The organism is Pseudomonas sp. ZS1P83 (assembly GCF_054897825.1).
The window spans coordinates 2,663,055-2,680,569 of sequence record NZ_CM142706.1; the positions used below are offsets into that span (position 1 = coordinate 2,663,055).

16 protein-coding genes and 1 pseudogene are annotated in these 17,515 nt (G+C 59.9%); 7 read left to right on the top strand and 10 right to left on the bottom strand.

Annotated elements, in window-relative coordinates; translation table 11 throughout:
• Window positions 1-21: 21 nt before the first annotated feature.
• From ACYZT0_RS12625 to ACYZT0_RS12635, 3 genes are read right to left on the bottom strand one after another with little or no spacing between them, the layout of a single operon-like run.
• Entirely contained in the window at window positions 22-891 is an 870-nt protein-coding gene (locus ACYZT0_RS12625; protein WP_462046117.1) for a rhomboid family intramembrane serine protease, read from the bottom strand.
• Window positions 888-1,859, bottom strand: coding sequence for a metallophosphoesterase (locus ACYZT0_RS12630; RefSeq protein ID WP_462046118.1), 972 nt, complete (start codon window positions 1,857-1,859; stop codon window positions 888-890). Before ACYZT0_RS12630 ends, ACYZT0_RS12625 begins: the two co-directional genes overlap by 4 nt.
• Window positions 1,859-2,749 carry an NAD(+) kinase gene (locus ACYZT0_RS12635; protein ID WP_010459816.1) on the bottom strand — a complete coding sequence of 297 codons (891 nt, stop codon included), beginning with the start codon at window positions 2,747-2,749 and terminating at the stop codon, window positions 1,859-1,861. The genes ACYZT0_RS12630 and ACYZT0_RS12635 overlap by 1 nt, the downstream gene beginning before the upstream one ends.
• Before the next feature lie 107 nt (window positions 2,750-2,856).
• Between ACYZT0_RS12635 and ACYZT0_RS12640 the strand changes: the two genes are divergently transcribed.
• Window positions 2,857-3,807, top strand: coding sequence for a DUF1853 family protein (locus tag ACYZT0_RS12640; RefSeq protein ID WP_462046119.1), 951 nt, complete (start codon window positions 2,857-2,859; stop codon window positions 3,805-3,807).
• A 145-nt stretch (window positions 3,808-3,952) separates the two neighbouring features.
• On the opposite strand, the pseudogene ACYZT0_RS12645 reads toward ACYZT0_RS12640, so the two are convergent.
• Window positions 3,953-4,118 (bottom strand): annotated as a pseudogene (locus ACYZT0_RS12645) (ArsB/NhaD family transporter); the annotation flags it as partial.
• Between the two features lie 29 nt (window positions 4,119-4,147).
• Entirely contained in the window at window positions 4,148-4,708 is a 561-nt protein-coding gene (locus ACYZT0_RS12650) for an NADPH-dependent FMN reductase (protein ID WP_462046120.1), read from the bottom strand.
• 175 nt (window positions 4,709-4,883) lie between these two features.
• On the opposite strand from ACYZT0_RS12650, the gene ACYZT0_RS12655 reads away from it, so the two are divergent.
• Window positions 4,884-5,144: a hypothetical protein gene (locus ACYZT0_RS12655; protein ID WP_449644615.1), complete on the top strand. Its 261-nt coding sequence runs from the start codon at window positions 4,884-4,886 to the stop codon at window positions 5,142-5,144.
• Window positions 5,145-5,232: 88 nt separating this feature from the next.
• Entirely contained in the window at window positions 5,233-6,126 is an 894-nt protein-coding gene (locus ACYZT0_RS12660; RefSeq protein WP_462046121.1) for a LysR substrate-binding domain-containing protein, read from the top strand.
• On the opposite strand, the gene ACYZT0_RS12665 is transcribed toward ACYZT0_RS12660, so the two are convergent.
• From ACYZT0_RS12665 to ACYZT0_RS12685, 5 genes are all read right to left on the bottom strand, one after another.
• Entirely contained in the window at window positions 6,092-6,703 is a 612-nt protein-coding gene (locus ACYZT0_RS12665) for a GNAT family N-acetyltransferase (RefSeq protein ID WP_462046122.1), read from the bottom strand. The genes ACYZT0_RS12660 and ACYZT0_RS12665 overlap by 35 nt on opposite strands.
• Before the next feature lie 14 nt (window positions 6,704-6,717).
• Complete coding sequence (locus tag ACYZT0_RS12670) at window positions 6,718-8,973, bottom strand: Orn/Lys/Arg family decarboxylase (RefSeq protein ID WP_462046123.1); 2,256 nt, start codon at window positions 8,971-8,973, stop codon at window positions 6,718-6,720.
• A gap of 127 nt (window positions 8,974-9,100) precedes the next feature.
• Window positions 9,101-9,859 (bottom strand): DNA polymerase III subunit epsilon, encoded by a 759-nt coding sequence (gene dnaQ, locus ACYZT0_RS12675; protein WP_462046124.1) that lies wholly within the window; start codon window positions 9,857-9,859, stop codon window positions 9,101-9,103.
• A 116-nt stretch (window positions 9,860-9,975) separates the two neighbouring features.
• Window positions 9,976-10,428, bottom strand: coding sequence for a ribonuclease HI (gene rnhA, locus ACYZT0_RS12680; RefSeq protein ID WP_008152099.1), 453 nt, complete (start codon window positions 10,426-10,428; stop codon window positions 9,976-9,978).
• 93 nt (window positions 10,429-10,521) lie between these two features.
• Window positions 10,522-11,280, bottom strand: coding sequence for a methyltransferase domain-containing protein (locus tag ACYZT0_RS12685; protein ID WP_462046125.1), 759 nt, complete (start codon window positions 11,278-11,280; stop codon window positions 10,522-10,524).
• A gap of 65 nt (window positions 11,281-11,345) precedes the next feature.
• On the opposite strand from ACYZT0_RS12685, the gene gloB reads away from it, so the two are divergent.
• The 4 genes from gloB to ACYZT0_RS12705 all read left to right on the top strand — a co-directional run bounded on the left by gloB (window position 11,346) and on the right by ACYZT0_RS12705 (window position 17,514).
• Complete coding sequence (gene gloB, locus ACYZT0_RS12690; RefSeq protein WP_462046558.1) at window positions 11,346-12,113, top strand: hydroxyacylglutathione hydrolase; 768 nt, start codon at window positions 11,346-11,348, stop codon at window positions 12,111-12,113.
• Between the two features lie 99 nt (window positions 12,114-12,212).
• Window positions 12,213-13,658 carry a transglycosylase SLT domain-containing protein gene (locus ACYZT0_RS12695; RefSeq protein WP_462046126.1) on the top strand — a complete coding sequence of 482 codons (1,446 nt, stop codon included), beginning with the start codon at window positions 12,213-12,215 and terminating at the stop codon, window positions 13,656-13,658.
• A gap of 185 nt (window positions 13,659-13,843) precedes the next feature.
• Window positions 13,844-15,676 carry an extracellular solute-binding protein gene (locus ACYZT0_RS12700; protein ID WP_462046127.1) on the top strand — a complete coding sequence of 611 codons (1,833 nt, stop codon included), beginning with the start codon at window positions 13,844-13,846 and terminating at the stop codon, window positions 15,674-15,676.
• Window positions 15,673-17,514 (top strand): extracellular solute-binding protein, encoded by a 1,842-nt coding sequence (locus ACYZT0_RS12705; RefSeq protein WP_462046128.1) that lies wholly within the window; start codon window positions 15,673-15,675, stop codon window positions 17,512-17,514. The genes ACYZT0_RS12700 and ACYZT0_RS12705 overlap by 4 nt, the downstream gene beginning before the upstream one ends.
• Window position 17,515: the final 1 nt, after the last annotated feature.

The window sequence follows — 17,515 nt, forward strand, 5'->3', positions numbered from 1 at the left end:
CTCCGCGCTCACATCACTAATTTAGGCGGCCAGTTTACGGCGGTTGTACAAACCACCCAACAAACCGGTCAAGCATCCGACAAGCAACCCGCCGACGTGGGCCGCATTGGCAATTTCACCGAAGCCGATCATCGAGACCAGCCCGGACAGACACAGCAGCAGCCACACCAGCATCATCACCAGCACACCGCGCGGCAGGCGATAAGCCTGGTTCGGCGACAACAGCTGGAAAATCCAGCAATGCCCCAGCAAGCCATACAGCACGCCGGACAACCCGCCAAACAGGGTCGGTCCACTGAAATAATACTGGGCGTAGTTGGAAACCAAACTGAAGAGCAAGGTCAGGCCCATCAGGTTGATGGCGCCCTGACGCGACTCGATGCGTCGTCCCAGTTCCCAGTACCACATGGCGTTCATGGCCAGGTGCAAAAAGCCGAAGTGAATCAGCATCGGCGTCACCAGACGCCACCACTGCCCCGACGCCAGGCTGTCGGCCAATGGCACGAAGTGGATGTACTCGCCGACAATGCGGAAATCGAGGAAGGTCAGCCAGCGCATCGTGGCGAGATTTTCACCCAGCAGCGTCACAACGCCGACAATCAGGCTCAGCAGCAACACGAACGCTGTCGCCTTGGCGTGGCGCAGTTGCTCGACGAAACCTGGACGCTTCACGGTTTTCGCCACCGGAATGTCCAGCTGTTGATCGGGATCACCGGCCGGGAAGCGTTCGTATAACGAACGCACGTCTTCGCTGATGTTGGCCGGCACCCACAGCACCTGCTCACCCGCCTCTTCGCTGACCCGATGCGGTACCTGCATGCGCTGCAACAGTTTGACGAACCCGCTCAAGTCCGCCGCCAGCGGCAGACGTAAAACGGCAACAGCACTCATCGCAGCACCTCCGGCCGCTCGACATCGACCCAGACAAATTTGTGCGGGTCGAGACGGGTTTCCTGGTCCAGACGGTAGGCGACCAGTTTGCCGTAGAGCACGGCGCTGTAATCCAGACAGGCCAGGTTCGGCCGGATCGGCACCGGTTTGCCACTGCGCCAGTAATGGCCAACGAACAACAGTGGCTCATCGACGCCATAGCGCAGCAAGGTGTTTTTTTCGGTAGACGATAGCGGCGTCTGGGCCACAGGTTCGGGCAAGGCGTCGGGCTGGAACACAATGTCTCCGTAGGTTTGCGGGTCGTCTTCCCAGAACTTGGTGCGGAAAAACGAACGCGTCAGGCCATCGCCGCTGGTCATGGTCAGACCATGAGGCAAGCGCATGTCGGTACCGCGCAGCAGCCGGTCGAACACGGTGCAGGCGAAACTGCCAGGCACCGCGGAGGCCTGGAGGAAGTGCTCGTCGACGCAACCGTTGGGGAACAGTGCTCGCAGCGGCTCGATCAGTCCCGAGTCCCAGCAGGCATGCACCACCCGGAAACGCCCGGCATCGACGAACAATGGCATCTCATAGAACCATTGCAGGAAGTCATGCCAGTCAGCCGGATGGTCTTCGAACTGGGTCAGGGTTTCGTTCAGCAAGCGGGCATGGCGCGGGGTGTGCTCACGTACGAACTGCTTGCCGCTGCCCGGAAGCACCGGCGTGCTCCAGCCGAGGGCGTTGAATTCATGGTTACCCATGATGCACAGCGCCTGGCCGGCTTCGACCATGTCGTGAACGATGTGCAGCGCTTCGCGAATCCGCGGGCCGCGGTCGATGATGTCGCCGACGAACACCGCCATACGCGACGGGTGCCGCCAGACGCCACCGTGTTTTTTATAACCGAGCCGGTCGAGCAAGTGCTCAAGGGTCAGAGCGCAACCGTGCACGTCACCGATCAGGTCGTAGCTACGCGCGGGATCGAGCATCAATCGCCTCCACCACCCAACCGACTGCCCCAGCCGAGCTTGGTCCGGCAGACTTCATAATAGTTGTGGTCGAGCGGGTGAATCAGCCGCAGCTTCTGGGCCTTCTTGCTGATGGTGATGGTGTCACCCGGCGCGCAGGTGAAGTGGTTCTGCCCGTCACAGGAGACTTGCGGGTAGATCTGCATATCTTTGGACACGACGATTTTCAGCTCACTGTTGCCATCGACCACAATCGGCCTACCCGACAAGGTATGGGGGTACATCGGCACAATCACAATAGCGTCGAGCTTGGGATGCATGATCGGCCCGCCCGCCGACAGCGCATAGGCGGTGGAACCGGTGGGCGTGGCGACGATCAGGCCGTCGGCCTTCTGGCTGCAGACGAACTGGCCGTCGATGTACAGCTCGAACTCGATCATCCGCGTCGATTTGCCGGGGTGCAGCACCACATCGTTCAGCGCATCGCCCTGACCGATGGCCTCGGCGTGGCGGCGGACTTCGGCTTGCAGCAGAAAGCGGTTTTCCACCAGATAGTGGCCGTCGAGTACTTCGGCGACTTTGACTTCCAGCTCATCGGGGCGAATATCGGTCAGGAAGCCCAGGCTGCCACGGTTGATGCCGAGCACCGGAATATTGTGGCGGGCCAGCGCGCGGGCGGCGCCCAACAGGCTGCCGTCACCACCGACCACAATCACCATGTCACACACTTCGCCGAGCATCTTGCGCGACGAGGTTTGCAAGCCATGACCCGGCAGCACTTCGGCGATGGTGTCTTCGAGGATCACGTGCAGGTGACGATCGAGCAGAAACCGTTTCAGTCGGCGGACGGTATCCAGCACCTGAGAACTGCCCAGGCGACCGATAATGCCGATATTGCGAAATTGCTCCATGGGGTTCCTGCGCGGCGGCGAAAAACACGATTATGGGCGAAAGCGCAGGATAGACAAAATCCTTTCAGCCACAAGGATGTACTCATGTTTAGGGCTATGCTCGCAAGATGATCCTATTTCCAGATTTGCTGCAGTTACCCCACCAGTTGCGCCACCCCGAAGTGCGCGACCTGGCGTGGGTCATCCTCGCGCCGCCGATGCTCGGCGAAACCCCGTGGCCGCAACGTCATCCGCTGGCCGGAAGCGACTGGGTGCAGGCACCGGAGCGACTGGAACTCTGGCTGCGGCAACTCGATCGCGACAGTTATGACTTGCTGCACTGGCTGGCGCAGGCCAGAACCCGGCGATTGGGTTTGTACTACGAACGCCTCTGGCAATACGCCGTGCGGCACGCGCCGGGTATCGACCTGATTGCCGCCAACATGCCGATCCGCCGCGAAGGCCACACTTTGGGCGAACTGGACATGCTGCTGCGCGATCGTGACGGCGTGCATCATCTGGAACTGGCGATCAAACTTTACCTTGGCCCGCAAAATGGCGACGGACACGACACGGCGCAGTGGCTCGGCCCCGGCTGCCACGATCGGCTGGACCGCAAACTGGCGCATCTGGCCCAGCATCAATTGCCGATTTCGGCGCGCCCGGAGAGCCGCGAAGTGTTGGCGGCGCTGGACATCCAGCAGTTCAGTGCGCATTTGTGGCTGGGGGGCTATTTGTTGTATCCGTGGCCGGGACCGGCCGAGCCACCAAACGGCGCACATCCACAGCATTTGCGCGGTAGCTGGCTGCATCAGAAGGACTGGGCAGACTTTGTCGTGCAGCGTCCATTCGGTCGCTGGCAACCCCTGCCCCGCCATGCCTGGCTGGCACCGGCCCACTATCCGGTGGAGCAGACCTGGAACACTGAGCAACTGAATGCCTGGCTCAGCGATCTGGAGCCACTGGCCCCTGCGCAGTTGCTGGTGCGACTCACAGAAAACGCCAAGGGCGATTGGGAAGAAGCCGAGCGGCTGTTTCTGGTGGCGGATCTTTGGCCGAATGTTCCTGGCACTGGCTGAGTTTTGTCGCGCCTGGGCTGGCCCATTCGCGGGCAAGTCGGATCGCCGCACCGCTCGCGCCTACAAGGTTTCTGTCGATCATGAATTTTGCGAACGACTCAAAACCAGTAGGAGCGAGGCTTGCCCGCGAAGGGGCCGACGCGGTCTATACCGATAACCGCAAAGCCAAAGCCGCCAACGTCACCAACAATACCGGCACCGTCAGCACAATCCCGACGTTGAAGTGGTAATCCCCAACCAATCCGAATGCTCTGGCGTTCCAGCACATGCAGCCATAGCAAGATCGCCAGGCTGCCGATCGGAGTATTTTTCTGTGGCCGGCTCCGTGGCTAAATGAGTGTCATAGCTTCTTGTGTTGCTCGACCCACTGTCCATAGGCATCGATGAATTTTTGCAAAAACGGTCTGACCGACTCGGACAGCTTGCCCGCTTCGTCGAACGCCGAGCCGGCACCGTTCAAGTAAGCTTCCGGTTGCTGCATGCACGGCACATCCAGAAACACCATGGACTGACGCAAGTGATGGTTGGCGCCAAAACCGCCGACAGCGCCCGGCGAAGCACTGATCACCCCACCAGGCTTGCCGCTCCAGGCGCTCTTTCCATAAGGACGCGATCCCACGTCGATCGCATTTTTCAGTGGTGCCGGTACCGAACGGTTGTATTCGGGGGTCACGAACAGCACTGCGTCGGATGAACTCACGTGTTGCCGGAAAGTGCTGTAGGCTGCCGGCGGTGAAGCACCATCGATGTCTTCGTTGTAGAGCGGCAGATCGCCGATTTCGACGATAGTAAGCTTGAGATTGGCAGGCGCCAGGTCGGCCAGGGCCAGCGCCACCTTGCGATTGATCGATTCCTTTCTCAAACTGCCGACCAGTACGGCGATCGTATAGACGTTGCTCATGGAAGATTCTCGACTGTCCGATGGAAAGAGCTTGTAGTTATAGATGACGATTCAACCAGTGGGCGACCGAATACGCCGCCCCTGACTATTTTTTTCCTGTAGGAAAACTTACCTCGCCCAACCACGGTCTACAGAGCCGAATATTGAGTGATTTATCTCCAGAGGTTCTAAGCAGATGGCAGCAGTACTCGTCGGTCAGTTCCATGCAAGAGACGCGGAAGGCCGTGTCTATTCCGTGCATGAGTTCCAAGAATCCACCCCGTCGGCAGACGGCCTTGCTGGCTCGGTGCCTGTCACCACCTACAAACTGGCCATTGGCGATCGCGTCAAAAAGCTCGATGACAACCAGTTTTTGCTGGTGCAATCGGACGTCACCATCGTTCGCGAACCCGATACCTATGTCGGAAGCTTGCCGGAAACCACCGTCGCCTCATAACCCCGTGTTATGAGCAGAAGTCATATGCGCGCACTTGAGTTAGGATTCAGCCACTGACTCCCTCACCTGCTGAACATGGACTTCACGCATGCGTTTACGTCATATCGAAGTGATCCAGGCGCTCCTGCAGACCGGTCACCTGGGCACCGCGGCCGAATGGCTGCAGCTGCCTGTGGCCGAAGTCGAAGGCATTCTTCGCGACGCCGAGGATCAGTTGGGTTTCATGCTGTTTTCCAGCGTGCGTGGACGCCTGCAGGCCACACGCGAGGCGCGGGAGTTGCAGGTCCAGATCGCCCATGTCTATGAAGCGCTCGAGCCGGTCCAGCGCCTGGCCAACAGTCTCAAGCAATATCAGGCTCCGCCCTTGCGGATCATCTGCACGCCGCCCCTGGCACAGCAGTTATTGCCCCAGAGCATTGCCGCCCTGCGCCGACGTCTCCCTGATGCGCCTTGCACCCTCCTGAGTCAACCCACCCGCGAAATCGTCAGAAGCCTGCTGCTGCGCGAAAGCGATCTGGGCCTGAGCCTGCATGATCCCGATCACGCCGACATTCATTGTCAGGTGATTGCCCAAGGCAAACTTCAGCTGCTGGCACCTCACGGCTGGTTGCAACCCAAACAAAAGTACATCTCGGTACAGGACCTGGCCGGCCAATCGATGGTTGGCCTGGAGGGTCATGATCCGCTGTGTCCGACGCTGGAAAACAAGCTGCATGCGTTGCGCCCTGCCCCGGTCATTCAGACCCGCGTACAGACTCACCAGATGATGCGCAGCATGGTCGAGGCCGGTGAAGGCCTGGCCATCGTCGACCCTTTCACCGCCCTCGGGGCCAAATCGGCCGGGCTGGATGCCTGCCCGCTGGCGCCTGCCGTGCCGATCAGCCTTTATGCCTTGACCCTCAAGAACGGCGAGCCTTCACCGGCGGTTCAGACCTTACTGAGCATCATCACGGAACAAGCCGTGGCGATGTTGGCGAGCTAGGCGTTTCCAGCGGGTTGTCGAACAATCGATACCAGAACAGTGCCACTTCGGCAGTGTTCGGATCGATTCCGCGATAGCGCAGATGATCGATTCCGCCCATGACGTAACCAATCTGCTCATAAAGCCGGCAGGCCCCAAGGTTGTTGTTCTGGGTTTCGAGCATGATGCCCGGCAGTTTCTTTTTGCGGCTCCAGAACTGCGCCACATCCAGCAACGCCTTGGCCACGCCATGACGGCGCGCTGGCGCATGCACCGCCAACTCGTCGATATGGGCAAAGCCGTTCCAGTTGGTGCTGACCACCAGGTGGCCCACCGGCTCATCATCGAGATAAGCCATGAAAATCGCGCTGTCCGCGGCATCGCGGAAGCTGCTGAACTCTTCAGGGTCGATGCCGTAGCACTTGCGATAGGGCGTGATCGGTGTCACCGGCCACTGCTCCACCGGTTTGCCGATTTCGGCTGCGCCGTAGGCCACGACTTCAAAACTGAAATCACTGCCCCAGATGTAGGCCGCAAAACCATCGTCGGCAACACGCACCGACAGGCCTGGATATTTCGGATTCATGAGTGGTTGCATACTGGGAAAGGTCCTCATTCCTTGATGCAATCGACGGTGTAATGCCGTCCACTGCCCTCGTCTTCGTGTTGCAAGCCGTGCACATCAGCAACAAACCCCGGGAAACTGCTATCGAATGTGCGGGCGAATGCCAGGTAATCGATGATCGAGCGTGTCGACTCGGTAAAACGCTCGCCGGGCATGATCAACGGGATCCCCGGCGGGTACGGCACCAGCATCACCGCGGCGATCCGCCCATCCAGAGCATCGATCGACACCGCTTCAACCTCGCCACGCACCAATTGATCATAGGCGTCAGATGGCTTCATGGCGATTTCCGGCAGCACCGTGTACATGCGCTTGAGGTGTTTGGCCGTGGCATTGCTACGGTAGCAGGCGTGCAATTGATCGCACAGATCGCGCAAACCCATGCCCCGATAGCGCGCGACATTCTCTTGCGCCACGCACGGCAGGCAATTCGCGAGGCTGACGTTGGCATCGTAGCTGCGCTTGAATTCCAGCAACTCGGTCAGCAGCGTGCTCCATTTACCTTTGGTGATGCCCATGGAGAACAGCACCAGGAATGAATACAGCCCGGTCTTTTCAACGACCAGCCCACGCTCCCAAAGGAATTTGCTGACCACCGCTGCCGGAATCCCGCGCTCGCTGAGGGCGCCGCCTGCCGTCAGGCCCGGCATCACCAAAGTGACCTTGATCGGATCGAGCAGCACGTAGTCGTCGGTCACGCCGCCAAAGCCGTGCCAGTCGGCGTCGGGTTGCAGCAGCCAGTCTTGCGTGACAACACGGTCGATGCCTTCTACCGACGGCGGCTGCCAGATGGAAAACCACCAGTCGTCAGCGGCGATGTGTTGGCGCAGATTGGCCAGCGCCCGACGGAAACTCAGCGCTTCGTCGAACATTTCCTGCAACAGCGAACGCCCGGCCGGCCCTTCCATCATGGCCGACGCCACGTCCAGCGAAGCGATGATGCTGTACTGCGGCGAAGTGGAGATGTGCATCATGAACGCTTCATTGAAGCGATCCCGATCCAGTTGCCGTGCGCCGCCGTCCTGCACGTGAATCATTGACGCCTGGCTGAACGCCGCCAGCAGTTTGTGGGTGGAATGGGTGGTGAACACCAGCGGGCCGTCTTCACTGCGGGAAGTGCCCATGCCATAACGCCCGGCGAAGAATTCGTGAAACGCCGCGTAGGCGTACCAGGCTTCATCGAAGTGCAAGACCTCGACACTGTTGCCCAGCTGCTGCTTGATCAGCTCAGCGTTGTAGCAGAGGCCGTCGTACGTCGAATTGGTCACCACCGCCAACTTGACCTTGGGCGCCCGGCCCTTGGTCAGCGGGCTGGCGTCGATTTTGGCCTGAATCGATTCACGGCTGAATTCGCTTAACGGAATCGGGCCGATGATTCCCAGCTCATTGCGCTCCGGGCATAGGTACAGCGGGATGGCGCCAGTCATGATGATCGAGTGCAGCACCGACTTGTGGCAGTTGCGGTCCACCAGCACAAAGTCATCCCGAGCGACCATCGAATGCCAGACGATTTTGTTGGCGGTTGAAGTGCCATTGATCACAAAGAACGTGTGATCGGCACCGAAGTTGCGGGCAGCACGGGCCTCCGCTTCTGCCAGCGGACCGGTGTGATCGAGCAAAGAACCGAGTTCCGGCACCGACACCGACAAATCCGAACGCAGGGTATTTTCCCCGAAGAACTGGTGAAACGCCTGCCCCACGGGACTCTTGTGGTAAGCCACGCCGCCGCCATGGCCGGGTGTGTGCCAGGAATAATTGGAGTCGGCAGTGTGCTGCACCAGCGCTTTGAAAAACGGCGGCAGCAAACCATCCAGGTATTTGCGCGCGGCTCGGGCCACCTGGCGGGCCAGGAATGGCACGGTGTCTTCGAACAGATAAAGGATACCGCGCAGCTGATTGAGCTCCGCCATCGCGTCGGCAGGTGCATTTTCCAGCGTCACTTGCTCACCAAGGGCGAAGATCGGCAAGTCAGGCGCACGAACCCGCGCCAAGCCGATCAGCTCGGCCATGTTGTGTAATAGATGAGAGTGTGTGCTGGCGTCTTCGGCCGCAATCAACATGCAGGAAAGACCGTGATGGGTCGAGGCGACCAGGCGCCCTTCGGTGTAATCCACCGCCGAGACAATGCTGAAGCCTTCCTGCTCCAGTTCCCGGGCGATGCCACGCACGCGGTCACCGGCGACGGTGTCGGCCTTGATGTCGCGATGGACAATCAGGACCGGGAATTTCAGATCTTTATACATGGGGCTCAGTATCCTGAGGCGGCAGACCGTGGTCCGCCAATCACCTCAGGGTAGAGGGTTCAAGCGCTTGTGGCGAGCGCGATGCCCTGATGTGGGTCAACGGATGCACCATCATGTGGCCAGAAAATCAGGCCTGAGCCTTGGCCTCGGCCAGTTGCTGCCAGAGTGACGGGGCGCCGGCGGATTTGGCGATGGCTTCCAGGCGTGCCACGTGTTGGGCCAGGTCATCTTCGCTAGCGCGGATGATCCGCGTCGGCTGGCGGTCGACCGGCAGACGGCGGATTTCGGTGGCCGAGTTATCTGCCCCTTCACCGGAACCATTGCCATCGGAGGCATTACCGGCCAGGGACAGGCTGGTCTGGCCGCCCGTCATGGTCAGGTAAACGTCGGCGAGGATCTCGGAGTCGAGCAAGGCGCCGTGCAGTTCACGACCGGAGTTGTCGACGCCATAACGTTTGCACAAAGCGTCGAGACTGTTGCGCTGCCCAGGGTGACGTCCCCGGGCCATCATCAGGGTGTCGAGGATCGAGCAGTGCTGCGTGATGTCCGCACGATCGTGCTGGCCCATCAGGGCAAATTCGTTGTTGATGAAGCCAACGTCGAACGCCGCGTTATGAATGATCAGCTGCGCGCCCTTGATGAATTCAAAGAACTCATCGGCCACTTCAGTAAAGCGCGGCTTGCCCACCAAAAATTCGCTGGTGATGCCGTGGACGCCAATGGCGCCTTCATCACTCTCGCGGTCTGGTTGCAGGTAAACGTGGAAATGCCGGCCCGTCAGGCGCCGACCGATCAACTCGACACAACCGATTTCGATAATCCGGTGGCCGTCGGTCACCGGCATGCCGGTGGTTTCGGTATCGAGTACAACGGATCTGGTGGCCATCAGTGCTCAGCTCTCAACGGGTCAATCGTGCAAAAGCGGCTATGTTAACACGCTCGCCGGGGGCTTTCAGGCACCGCGCCATCGTTCATCGCGAGCAAGCTCGGCTCCCCCTGGGATCAAGCCTGCTTGTAACCGCGCACTTCATCCACGCCGCGGTTGGCCAATTGGTCGGCCCGTTCATTGCCGTGGTGGCCGATGTGGCCACGCACCCATTTCCAGGTGACGTTGTGGCGATTGACCTGCTCATCGAGCAGCTTCCACAAATCAGCATTTTTCACCGGTTCTTTCGCCGCCGTTTTCCAGCCGCGCTTCTTCCAGTTGTCCATCCACTCGTTGATGCCTTTCATCACATATTGCGAGTCAGTCACGAGCAGTACGTCGCAGGAGCGCTTGAGTTCTTCCAGGCCGCGGATCGCGCCCATCAGCTCCATGCGGTTGTTGGTGGTGTTGGCTTCGCCGCCCCACAGCTCTTTTTCAATGCCCTTGCACACCAGCAAAGCGCCCCAGCCGCCTGGGCCAGGATTGCCTTTACAGGCACCGTCTGTGAAGAGTTCTACGCTATCGCTCATGCCAATCTATCCAGAAAATGCGGTGGCTCGCCAATCAGTGATCAGACGATGCCCGAGGCCGGGGTAAACCCGGCCGGGAAAATAAAAAGTGTATTACGGATCGATACGGCGACGATTGACCTTGGCCATCGGCAATGGAATCAGCTTGCCCATTGGTTCGCGCCGCTCTTGACGGACGGGCCGCAGGCCCACCACGATCTTGCGCGCCACCAACAAATAGAAGCCGCCACCCGACAGTTGCCAGTCACCGGCCTTGCGCTCCCAACCGGCCAGACGAGCCTGCCAGGCGGGTGACGCAAGCGGCGGACGATAGCACCCGAAGCGGCGTTTCTCCAGCGCGAAACCCAGCAGGTTGAGCCAGTCGCCGACCCGCGACGGGGAGATGCAGCGAGCCTTGCGCAAGGCATCGTGGGCGAATACATGGCGCAAACCCCAGCTGCTCCAGGGATTGATCCCGACGATTAGCAGATGCCCGCCGGGCCGTACGCTCCTCGCCGCTTCACGCAGCAAACCATGGGGCGACAGGCAGAAATCCAGCCCGTGCTGCAACACCACCACGTCGGCGGCATGCTCGCTCAAAGGCCACGCCTGCTCTTCGCAGACGATCTCGACACCCGGCAACGGCGCGCCGAGCCGTACATTGCGCTGGACTTGCGGCGCCGACGGCGGTGTCTGGGCCGACGGGCCGTAATGCACCAGGTAGCCACCAAAGAAGCGCCCCAATTCGTCTTCGAGCATGCGACGTTCTTCGTCCAGCAGAAATTGCCCAATGGGGCCGGACAGCCATTCACGGGCCGCGCTGATCAATGTCAGCCACTCAGGATCAGCCTGAGCGAACGCTTTATCGGTCATTGCATTCTCCAACGCGCCAGGAAGTTCTAAGATGCACCATTGTTTTCCGCTTGGCGAATCCGACGATGATACAGATCAGTGCCCTGCCCGCCTTCACCGACAACTACATCTGGTTGTTACAAGACCACCGCACCCAGCGTTGTGCAGTGGTCGATCCGGGCGATGCCGCGCCAGTGCAGGCCTGGCTCGCAGCGCATCCGGGCTGGGTGTTGAGTGATATTCTGATCACTCACCATCATCATGACCACGTCGGCGGCGTCGAGCAGCTTAAAAAAGCGACAGACGCGAAAGTCTACGGTCCGGCGAGCGAAACCATCCCGGGCCTGAACGTGGCGCTCAAGGATAACGACCGCGTGAGCGTGCTGGGCTGGGACTTCGATATCTTTGCCGTCCCCGGCCACACCTTGGGGCATATCGCCTATTACCATCACGGTTTGCTGTTCTGCGGAGACACGCTGTTTGCCGCCGGTTGCGGACGGTTGTTCGAAGGCACCCCGGAGCAGATGCACACCTCGCTGACGCGCCTGGCCTCATTGCCCGAGGATACGCTGGTCTATTGCACCCACGAATACACCCTGAGCAACCTGAAGTTTGCCGTAGCGGTCGAACCGGGCAATCCGAACACCGCCGCACGTCTGGAAAAAGTCACCGCGCAACGTGAAGCCGGAATCATGACGCTGCCCTCTACTCTGGCGCTTGAAAAGCTTACCAACCCGTTTTTGCGTGTCGATGAAACATCCATTAAAGAAAAAGTGGACGAACGGAATGGAACCCAAAACCGCGCTCCGAGTGCGGTTTTTGCTGCTCTTCGGGCTTGGAAAGATAAATTCTAAGTAGCCATCCCGCTGGCACAAAAATTCTGCATGGTTGACCGCAGGAGGTACGCTTTCTAGAATCGCCCGACATTTTTGCCCGGAACTTACTTCCAGCCAATGTCGTCATCTATTCGTAAAGCCATCAATTCAGACGCATTGACCCGCTTGGCTCAAGCCATCGCGGTGGCTGTGTCCGCCACATTGGCGGGCTGTTCAAGCCATGTGCCGCAAACCGACGCGGTACACACTCCGAATATCGCCGCCCGAGCCAAGCAGAAGCCTATCTGGCTCAGCGAAAAACCGACGCCACAAGTTCCACAGGATGTCTGGGAGCGCATGCGCCAGGGCTTCCAGTTGCAGGACAGCCTAGGCGTCAACCCGCGCATCGAGCAACAGCGCCTGTGGTTCGCCAGCAACCCGTCCTTCCTCGAAAATGCCGGCGAACGCGGCAGCCTCTACATTCACTACATCGTCGAACGCCTTGAAGAACGCAACATGCCGCTGGAACTGGCGCTGTTGCCGGTGATTGAAAGCGCCTACAACCCGATGGCCTATTCCCGGGCCGACGCGGTTGGCTTGTGGCAATTCATCCCCTCCACCGGGCGTTACTTCAACCTGCGTCAAACCCGTTTTTATGATGGCCGTCGCGACATCACCGCCTCGACCACCGCGGCCATGGATTACCTGACCCGCCTGCACGACATGTTCAACGGAGACTGGTTGCTGGCCCTGGCGGCCTACAACGCTGGCGAAGGCACGGTCAGCCGGGCCATCGAGCGTAACGAAAAGCTCGGCTTGCCGACCGATTACTGGAACCTGCCGCTGCCGGCCGAGACCCAGGCGTACGTGCCGAAGCTGCTGGCCTTGTCGCAAGTGGTGCTGGCACCCGAAGCCTACGGCGTGAACCTGAACCCGATCGCCAACGAACCGTACTTCCAGGTCGTCGAAATCAACCAGCGCATGGACCTGTCCAAGGTCGCCGCGGTGGCCAACATCGACGAAGACGAACTGTTTCAGCTCAACCCGGCCTTCAAGCAACGCACCACCATCGATGGCCCTCAGCATTTGCTGGTGCCCACGTCCAAGGCGCAACTGCTGACGGCCAGTCTCTCGACCATGCGTCCTGAGGAGCTGATCAGCAAGAAGCCGCTCAAGCCGGTGTTCGAAGGCACAAGCGGCTCCGAAATCGCCAGTCTCAAACGTGCTTACCGCGTTAAACGCGGCGACAACCTCGGCACCATCGCCAAGGCCAACAAAGTCGATATCAAGGACCTGCAGCGCTGGAACAAGCTGACCGGCAAGGACCTCAAGGTCGGCCAGACGCTGGTCATGCAGGACACCAGCAAGCGCAGCGCCGGGCGCGTTACCACCGTGGTGGCAGCGAACAGCAAGGCAGACAGCAAGAAGCAGCAGCAGACCCAATACAAGGTCAAGCAAGGCGACTCGCTGTACATGGTGGCCAAGCGTTTCAACGTTGAAATGCAGCACCTCAAACGCTGGAACCCGCGTGTTGGCCAGGCGCTGAAGCCTGGTCAGATGCTGACGGTGGCTTCCCCACACTGATTGATGTGAAACCGAAAAAGTCGAGCCTTCGGCAGCTCCTACGGGTGTAAGCACATGTAGGAGCTGCCGCAGGCTACGATCTTTTTTTGCCCCGACACCGCTTTCAGCACCTGTCTTTTTCCTGTCGATACAAGCTGTTACTGTACGGGCCACAAAGCCCAAGCCGCCTGGATCGGATCTCTGACTTGAAGCGTCCCCTCCTCCTGCTCCTGATCAGCCTGGCCTTGAGCTCCCCCGCAAGCGCGACGATCAGCGAAAGCCATGGTTATGCGCAGTTCGGCACGCTCAAGTACCCGGCCAGATTTACCCACTTCGACTGGGTCAACCCGCAAGCGCCCAAGGGCGGTACGTTGCGGGTGATGGCGTTTGGCACCTTCGATACGCTCAACCCCTACACCTTCAAGGGCTCAAGCCCGGTTTCCACGCCGAATTTCCTGCAATACGGCATCAATGAGCTCAATGAACCACTGATGGTCGGCACCGGGCAGTACGCGCCCTCCGGCGATGAACCGACCTCCAGCTATGGCCTGATCGCCCAATCCGTGGAATACAGCGAGGACCGCAGCTGGGTGGTGTTCAACCTGCGCCCCGAAGCACGTTTCCACGACGGCACGCCCATCACCGCCTACGACGTAGCGTTTTCCTACCGTTTGCTGCTCAAGGAAGGCCATCCGCAGTACCGCACCGCCCTCCAGGAAGTGCTCAGAGTCGACATTCTCAACTCGCAGCGTATCCGTTTCGTCTTCAAGCGCGCCGGCAATCCGTTGCAGATCCTGCGCCTGGGCGAGTTGCCGGTGTTGCCCCAGCATTACTGGAAAGGTCGTGACTTCAAGGCCACCACCTTCGAACCGCCATTGGGCAGCGGGCCATATCGCATCACGTCGGTAGAGCCTGGGCGTCAGATCGTTTTCGAACGGGTCAAGGATTACTGGGGCAAAGACCTGCCGGTCAATCGCGGCAAATACAACGTCGACCGCATGGAAGTCGAGTTCTACCGCGACAGCGACGTCGCCTTCGAAGCCTTCAAGGCCGGCGAATTTGACATCTATATCGAGCACCAGGCGAAGAACTGGGACAACGGTTACAACTTCCCGGCGGTGCGACGCGGCGACGTCATCAAGGCGCAAATCGCACATCAGATCCCGACCCAGAGCCAGGGCCTGTTCATGAACACCCGGCGCTCGGCCTTCTCCGAGACCAAGGTCCGTGAAGCGCTGGGCCTGATGTTCGACTTCGAGTGGACCAACCGCACCCTGTTCAGCGGCGCTTACAAACGCGCCATGAGCTACTACCCCAACAGCGAGTTCTCCGCCACCGGCCTCCCGGTCGGCCATGAATGGCTGATGCTCAAGCCGTATCGCGAGCAGTTGCCCGCCAAGCTGTTCACCGAGCCATTCAGCCTGCCGCAGACACAAGGGCGCGGCATTCCCCGGGAAACCATGCGCAAGGCCTTGGGCCTGCTCGCTGAGGCCGGCTGGAAGCTCAGCGGCCAGCACCTTCAGAATGCCGCTGGCCAACCGTTGCGATTGGAGATTGTGCTGGTCAATCCGAACCTGGAACGCATCCTTCAGCCTTACGTCGAGAACCTCGCCAGCATCGGCATCGACGCTCGGCTGCGCACGGTCGATCGCGCCCAGTACAAGCAACGCCTCGATCAGTTCGATTTCGACATGATCCTGATGACCCTCAACCAGACACTCAGTCCGGGCCTGGAACAATGGCAGTACTTCCATTCCAGCCAGGTCGGAGTCAAGGGCAGCAAAAACTACGCGGGCATCGCCAATCCGGTGGTGGACCATTTACTCGAACAATTGCTCGCCGCCCAGACCCGCGATGAACAGGTCGCCGCCGGCAAGGCCCTGGACCGGGTATTGCTATGGCAGCACTACATCATTCCCAACTGGTACCTCAATTATCACCGCCTGGCCTACCGCAACCGGTTCGCCTTCGTCACCACGCCGCCCTACACGTTGGGCCTAAGCGCGTGGTGGCTGAAATCTTCGGAGAAAGATCGATGAAACCCGTACGCGCCCTGCTCTTGCAGGCCAGCGGCTTGTTGTTCGCCGGGCTCGCCTGTGCCGCCCCGCAACATGCCCTGACCCTGTACAACGAGCCGCCGAAATACCCGGCCAACTTCAAACACTTCGATTACGTGAACCCCGACGCGCCCAAGGGCGGGATCTTCCGTCAGGCCGGTTTCGGCGGCTTTGACAGCCTCAATCCCTTCATCAGCAAGGGTGTCGCGGCCGACGACATCAGCATGATCTACGACACCCTGGCCAAACAGGGCCTGGATGAACCGTTCACCGAATACGGTCTGGTCGCCGGCAAGATCGAAAAAGCCCCGGACAACAGCTGGGTGCGTTTCTACCTGCGCCCCGAAGCACGCTTCCACGACGGGCATCCGATGCGCGCCGAGGACGTGGTGTTCAGCTTCCAGACCTTGATCAAGGACGGCGCGCCGCTGTACCGCGGTTACTACAGCGATGTCGAGGAAGTGATCGCTGAAGACCCGCTTACCGTGCTGTTCAAGTTCAAACACAATAACAACCGTGAGCTGCCGCTGATCCTCGGCCAGTTGCCGGTGCTGCCCAAGCATTGGTGGGCAACTCGCGATTTCAATAAGGGTAACCTGGAAATGCCGTTGGGCAGCGGCCCGTACAAGGTCAGTGAAGTGAAGGCCGGGCGTTCGGTTCGCTATGAGCGGGTCAAGGATTACTGGGGCAAGGACCTACCGGCCAACCGTGGGTTCTACAACTTCGACGTCATGACCACCGACTACTACCGCGACAACACCGTGGCCCTGGAAGCGCTCAAGGCCGGGCAATTCGATTACTGGCTGGAAATGGCCGCGAAGAACTGGGCGAACGCCTACAACATTCCGGCCGTCACCGAGGGCCGGCTGATCAAGGAACAGATCCCGAACAGCAACCCGACCGGCATGCAAGGCTTCGTGTTCAACCTGCGCCGCCCGGTGTTCCAGGACGTGCGCGTGCGTCAGGCCCTGACCCTGTTGCTGGACTTCGAATGGACCAACAAGCAACTGTTCAACGGCGCCTACGCGCGCACCCGCAGTTATTTCGAGAATTCGGAAATGGCTGCCTCCGGCCTGCCGGATGCCGATCAGTTGGCGATCCTTGATCCGTTCCGCGGCAAGATTCCCGAGCAGGTGTTCAGCGAGGCGTTCCAGAACCCGGTGACCGACGCCAGCGGCATGATCCGCACTCAGCAGCGTAAAGCCTATCAACTGCTGCAAGAGGCGGGCTGGCGGATCGTCGATGACAAGATGGTCGACGCCACCGGCAAACCGGTGACCCTCGAATTCCTGCTGGCCCAAACCGAATTCGAGCGGGTGCTGCTGCCATTCAAGCGCAACCTCAGCGACCTGGGGATTGACCTGGTGATTCGCCGGGTCGACGTCTCGCAGTACATCAATCGTGTACGCTCCCGGGACTTCGACATGATCGTCGGCAGCTTCCCGCAGTCCAATTCACCGGGTAACGAACAGCGTGAATTCTGGATGTCCGCTGCCGCCGACAAACCCGGCAGCCGCAACTCCATGGGACTGAAAGACCCGGTGGTGGACCAACTGGTCGAGCAACTGATCAACGCCGATTCGCGCCAAAGCCTGGTGGCCCATGCCCGGGCGCTGGACCGGGTGCTGCAATGGGGCTATTACGTGATCCCCAACTGGCACATCAAGACCTGGCGCGTGGCGTACTGGAACCACATCGGCCACCCGAAGGTATCGCCCAAATATGACATAGGCATCAATACCTGGTGGGTCAAGCCCGACGCGTCACTGCCGATAGAAGTCGAAACCAAACTGCAAGTCGACCCTGCGGGCACGGAGTAAT

Coding starts and splice junctions, on each gene's coding strand:
- ACYZT0_RS12655 (WP_449644615.1), top strand. CDS start 4,884: ATGGCAGCAGTACTCGTCGGTCAGTTCCATGCAAGAGACGCGGAAGGC.
- dnaQ (WP_462046124.1), bottom strand. CDS start 9,859: ATGGCCACCAGATCCGTTGTACTCGATACCGAAACCACCGGCATGCCG.
- ACYZT0_RS12705 (WP_462046128.1), top strand. CDS start 15,673: ATGAAACCCGTACGCGCCCTGCTCTTGCAGGCCAGCGGCTTGTTGTTC.
- ACYZT0_RS12640 (WP_462046119.1), top strand. CDS start 2,857: ATGATCCTATTTCCAGATTTGCTGCAGTTACCCCACCAGTTGCGCCAC.
- ACYZT0_RS12665 (WP_462046122.1), bottom strand. CDS start 6,703: ATGCAACCACTCATGAATCCGAAATATCCAGGCCTGTCGGTGCGTGTT.
- ACYZT0_RS12625 (WP_462046117.1), bottom strand. CDS start 891: ATGAGTGCTGTTGCCGTTTTACGTCTGCCGCTGGCGGCGGACTTGAGC.
- ACYZT0_RS12650 (WP_462046120.1), bottom strand. CDS start 4,708: ATGAGCAACGTCTATACGATCGCCGTACTGGTCGGCAGTTTGAGAAAG.
- ACYZT0_RS12685 (WP_462046125.1), bottom strand. CDS start 11,280: ATGACCGATAAAGCGTTCGCTCAGGCTGATCCTGAGTGGCTGACATTG.
- ACYZT0_RS12630 (WP_462046118.1), bottom strand. CDS start 1,859: ATGCTCGATCCCGCGCGTAGCTACGACCTGATCGGTGACGTGCACGGT.
- rnhA (WP_008152099.1), bottom strand. CDS start 10,428: ATGAGCGATAGCGTAGAACTCTTCACAGACGGTGCCTGTAAAGGCAAT.
- ACYZT0_RS12695 (WP_462046126.1), top strand. CDS start 12,213: ATGTCGTCATCTATTCGTAAAGCCATCAATTCAGACGCATTGACCCGC.
- ACYZT0_RS12660 (WP_462046121.1), top strand. CDS start 5,233: ATGCGTTTACGTCATATCGAAGTGATCCAGGCGCTCCTGCAGACCGGT.
- gloB (WP_462046558.1), top strand. CDS start 11,346: ATGATACAGATCAGTGCCCTGCCCGCCTTCACCGACAACTACATCTGG.
- ACYZT0_RS12635 (WP_010459816.1), bottom strand. CDS start 2,749: ATGGAGCAATTTCGCAATATCGGCATTATCGGTCGCCTGGGCAGTTCT.
- ACYZT0_RS12670 (WP_462046123.1), bottom strand. CDS start 8,973: ATGTATAAAGATCTGAAATTCCCGGTCCTGATTGTCCATCGCGACATC.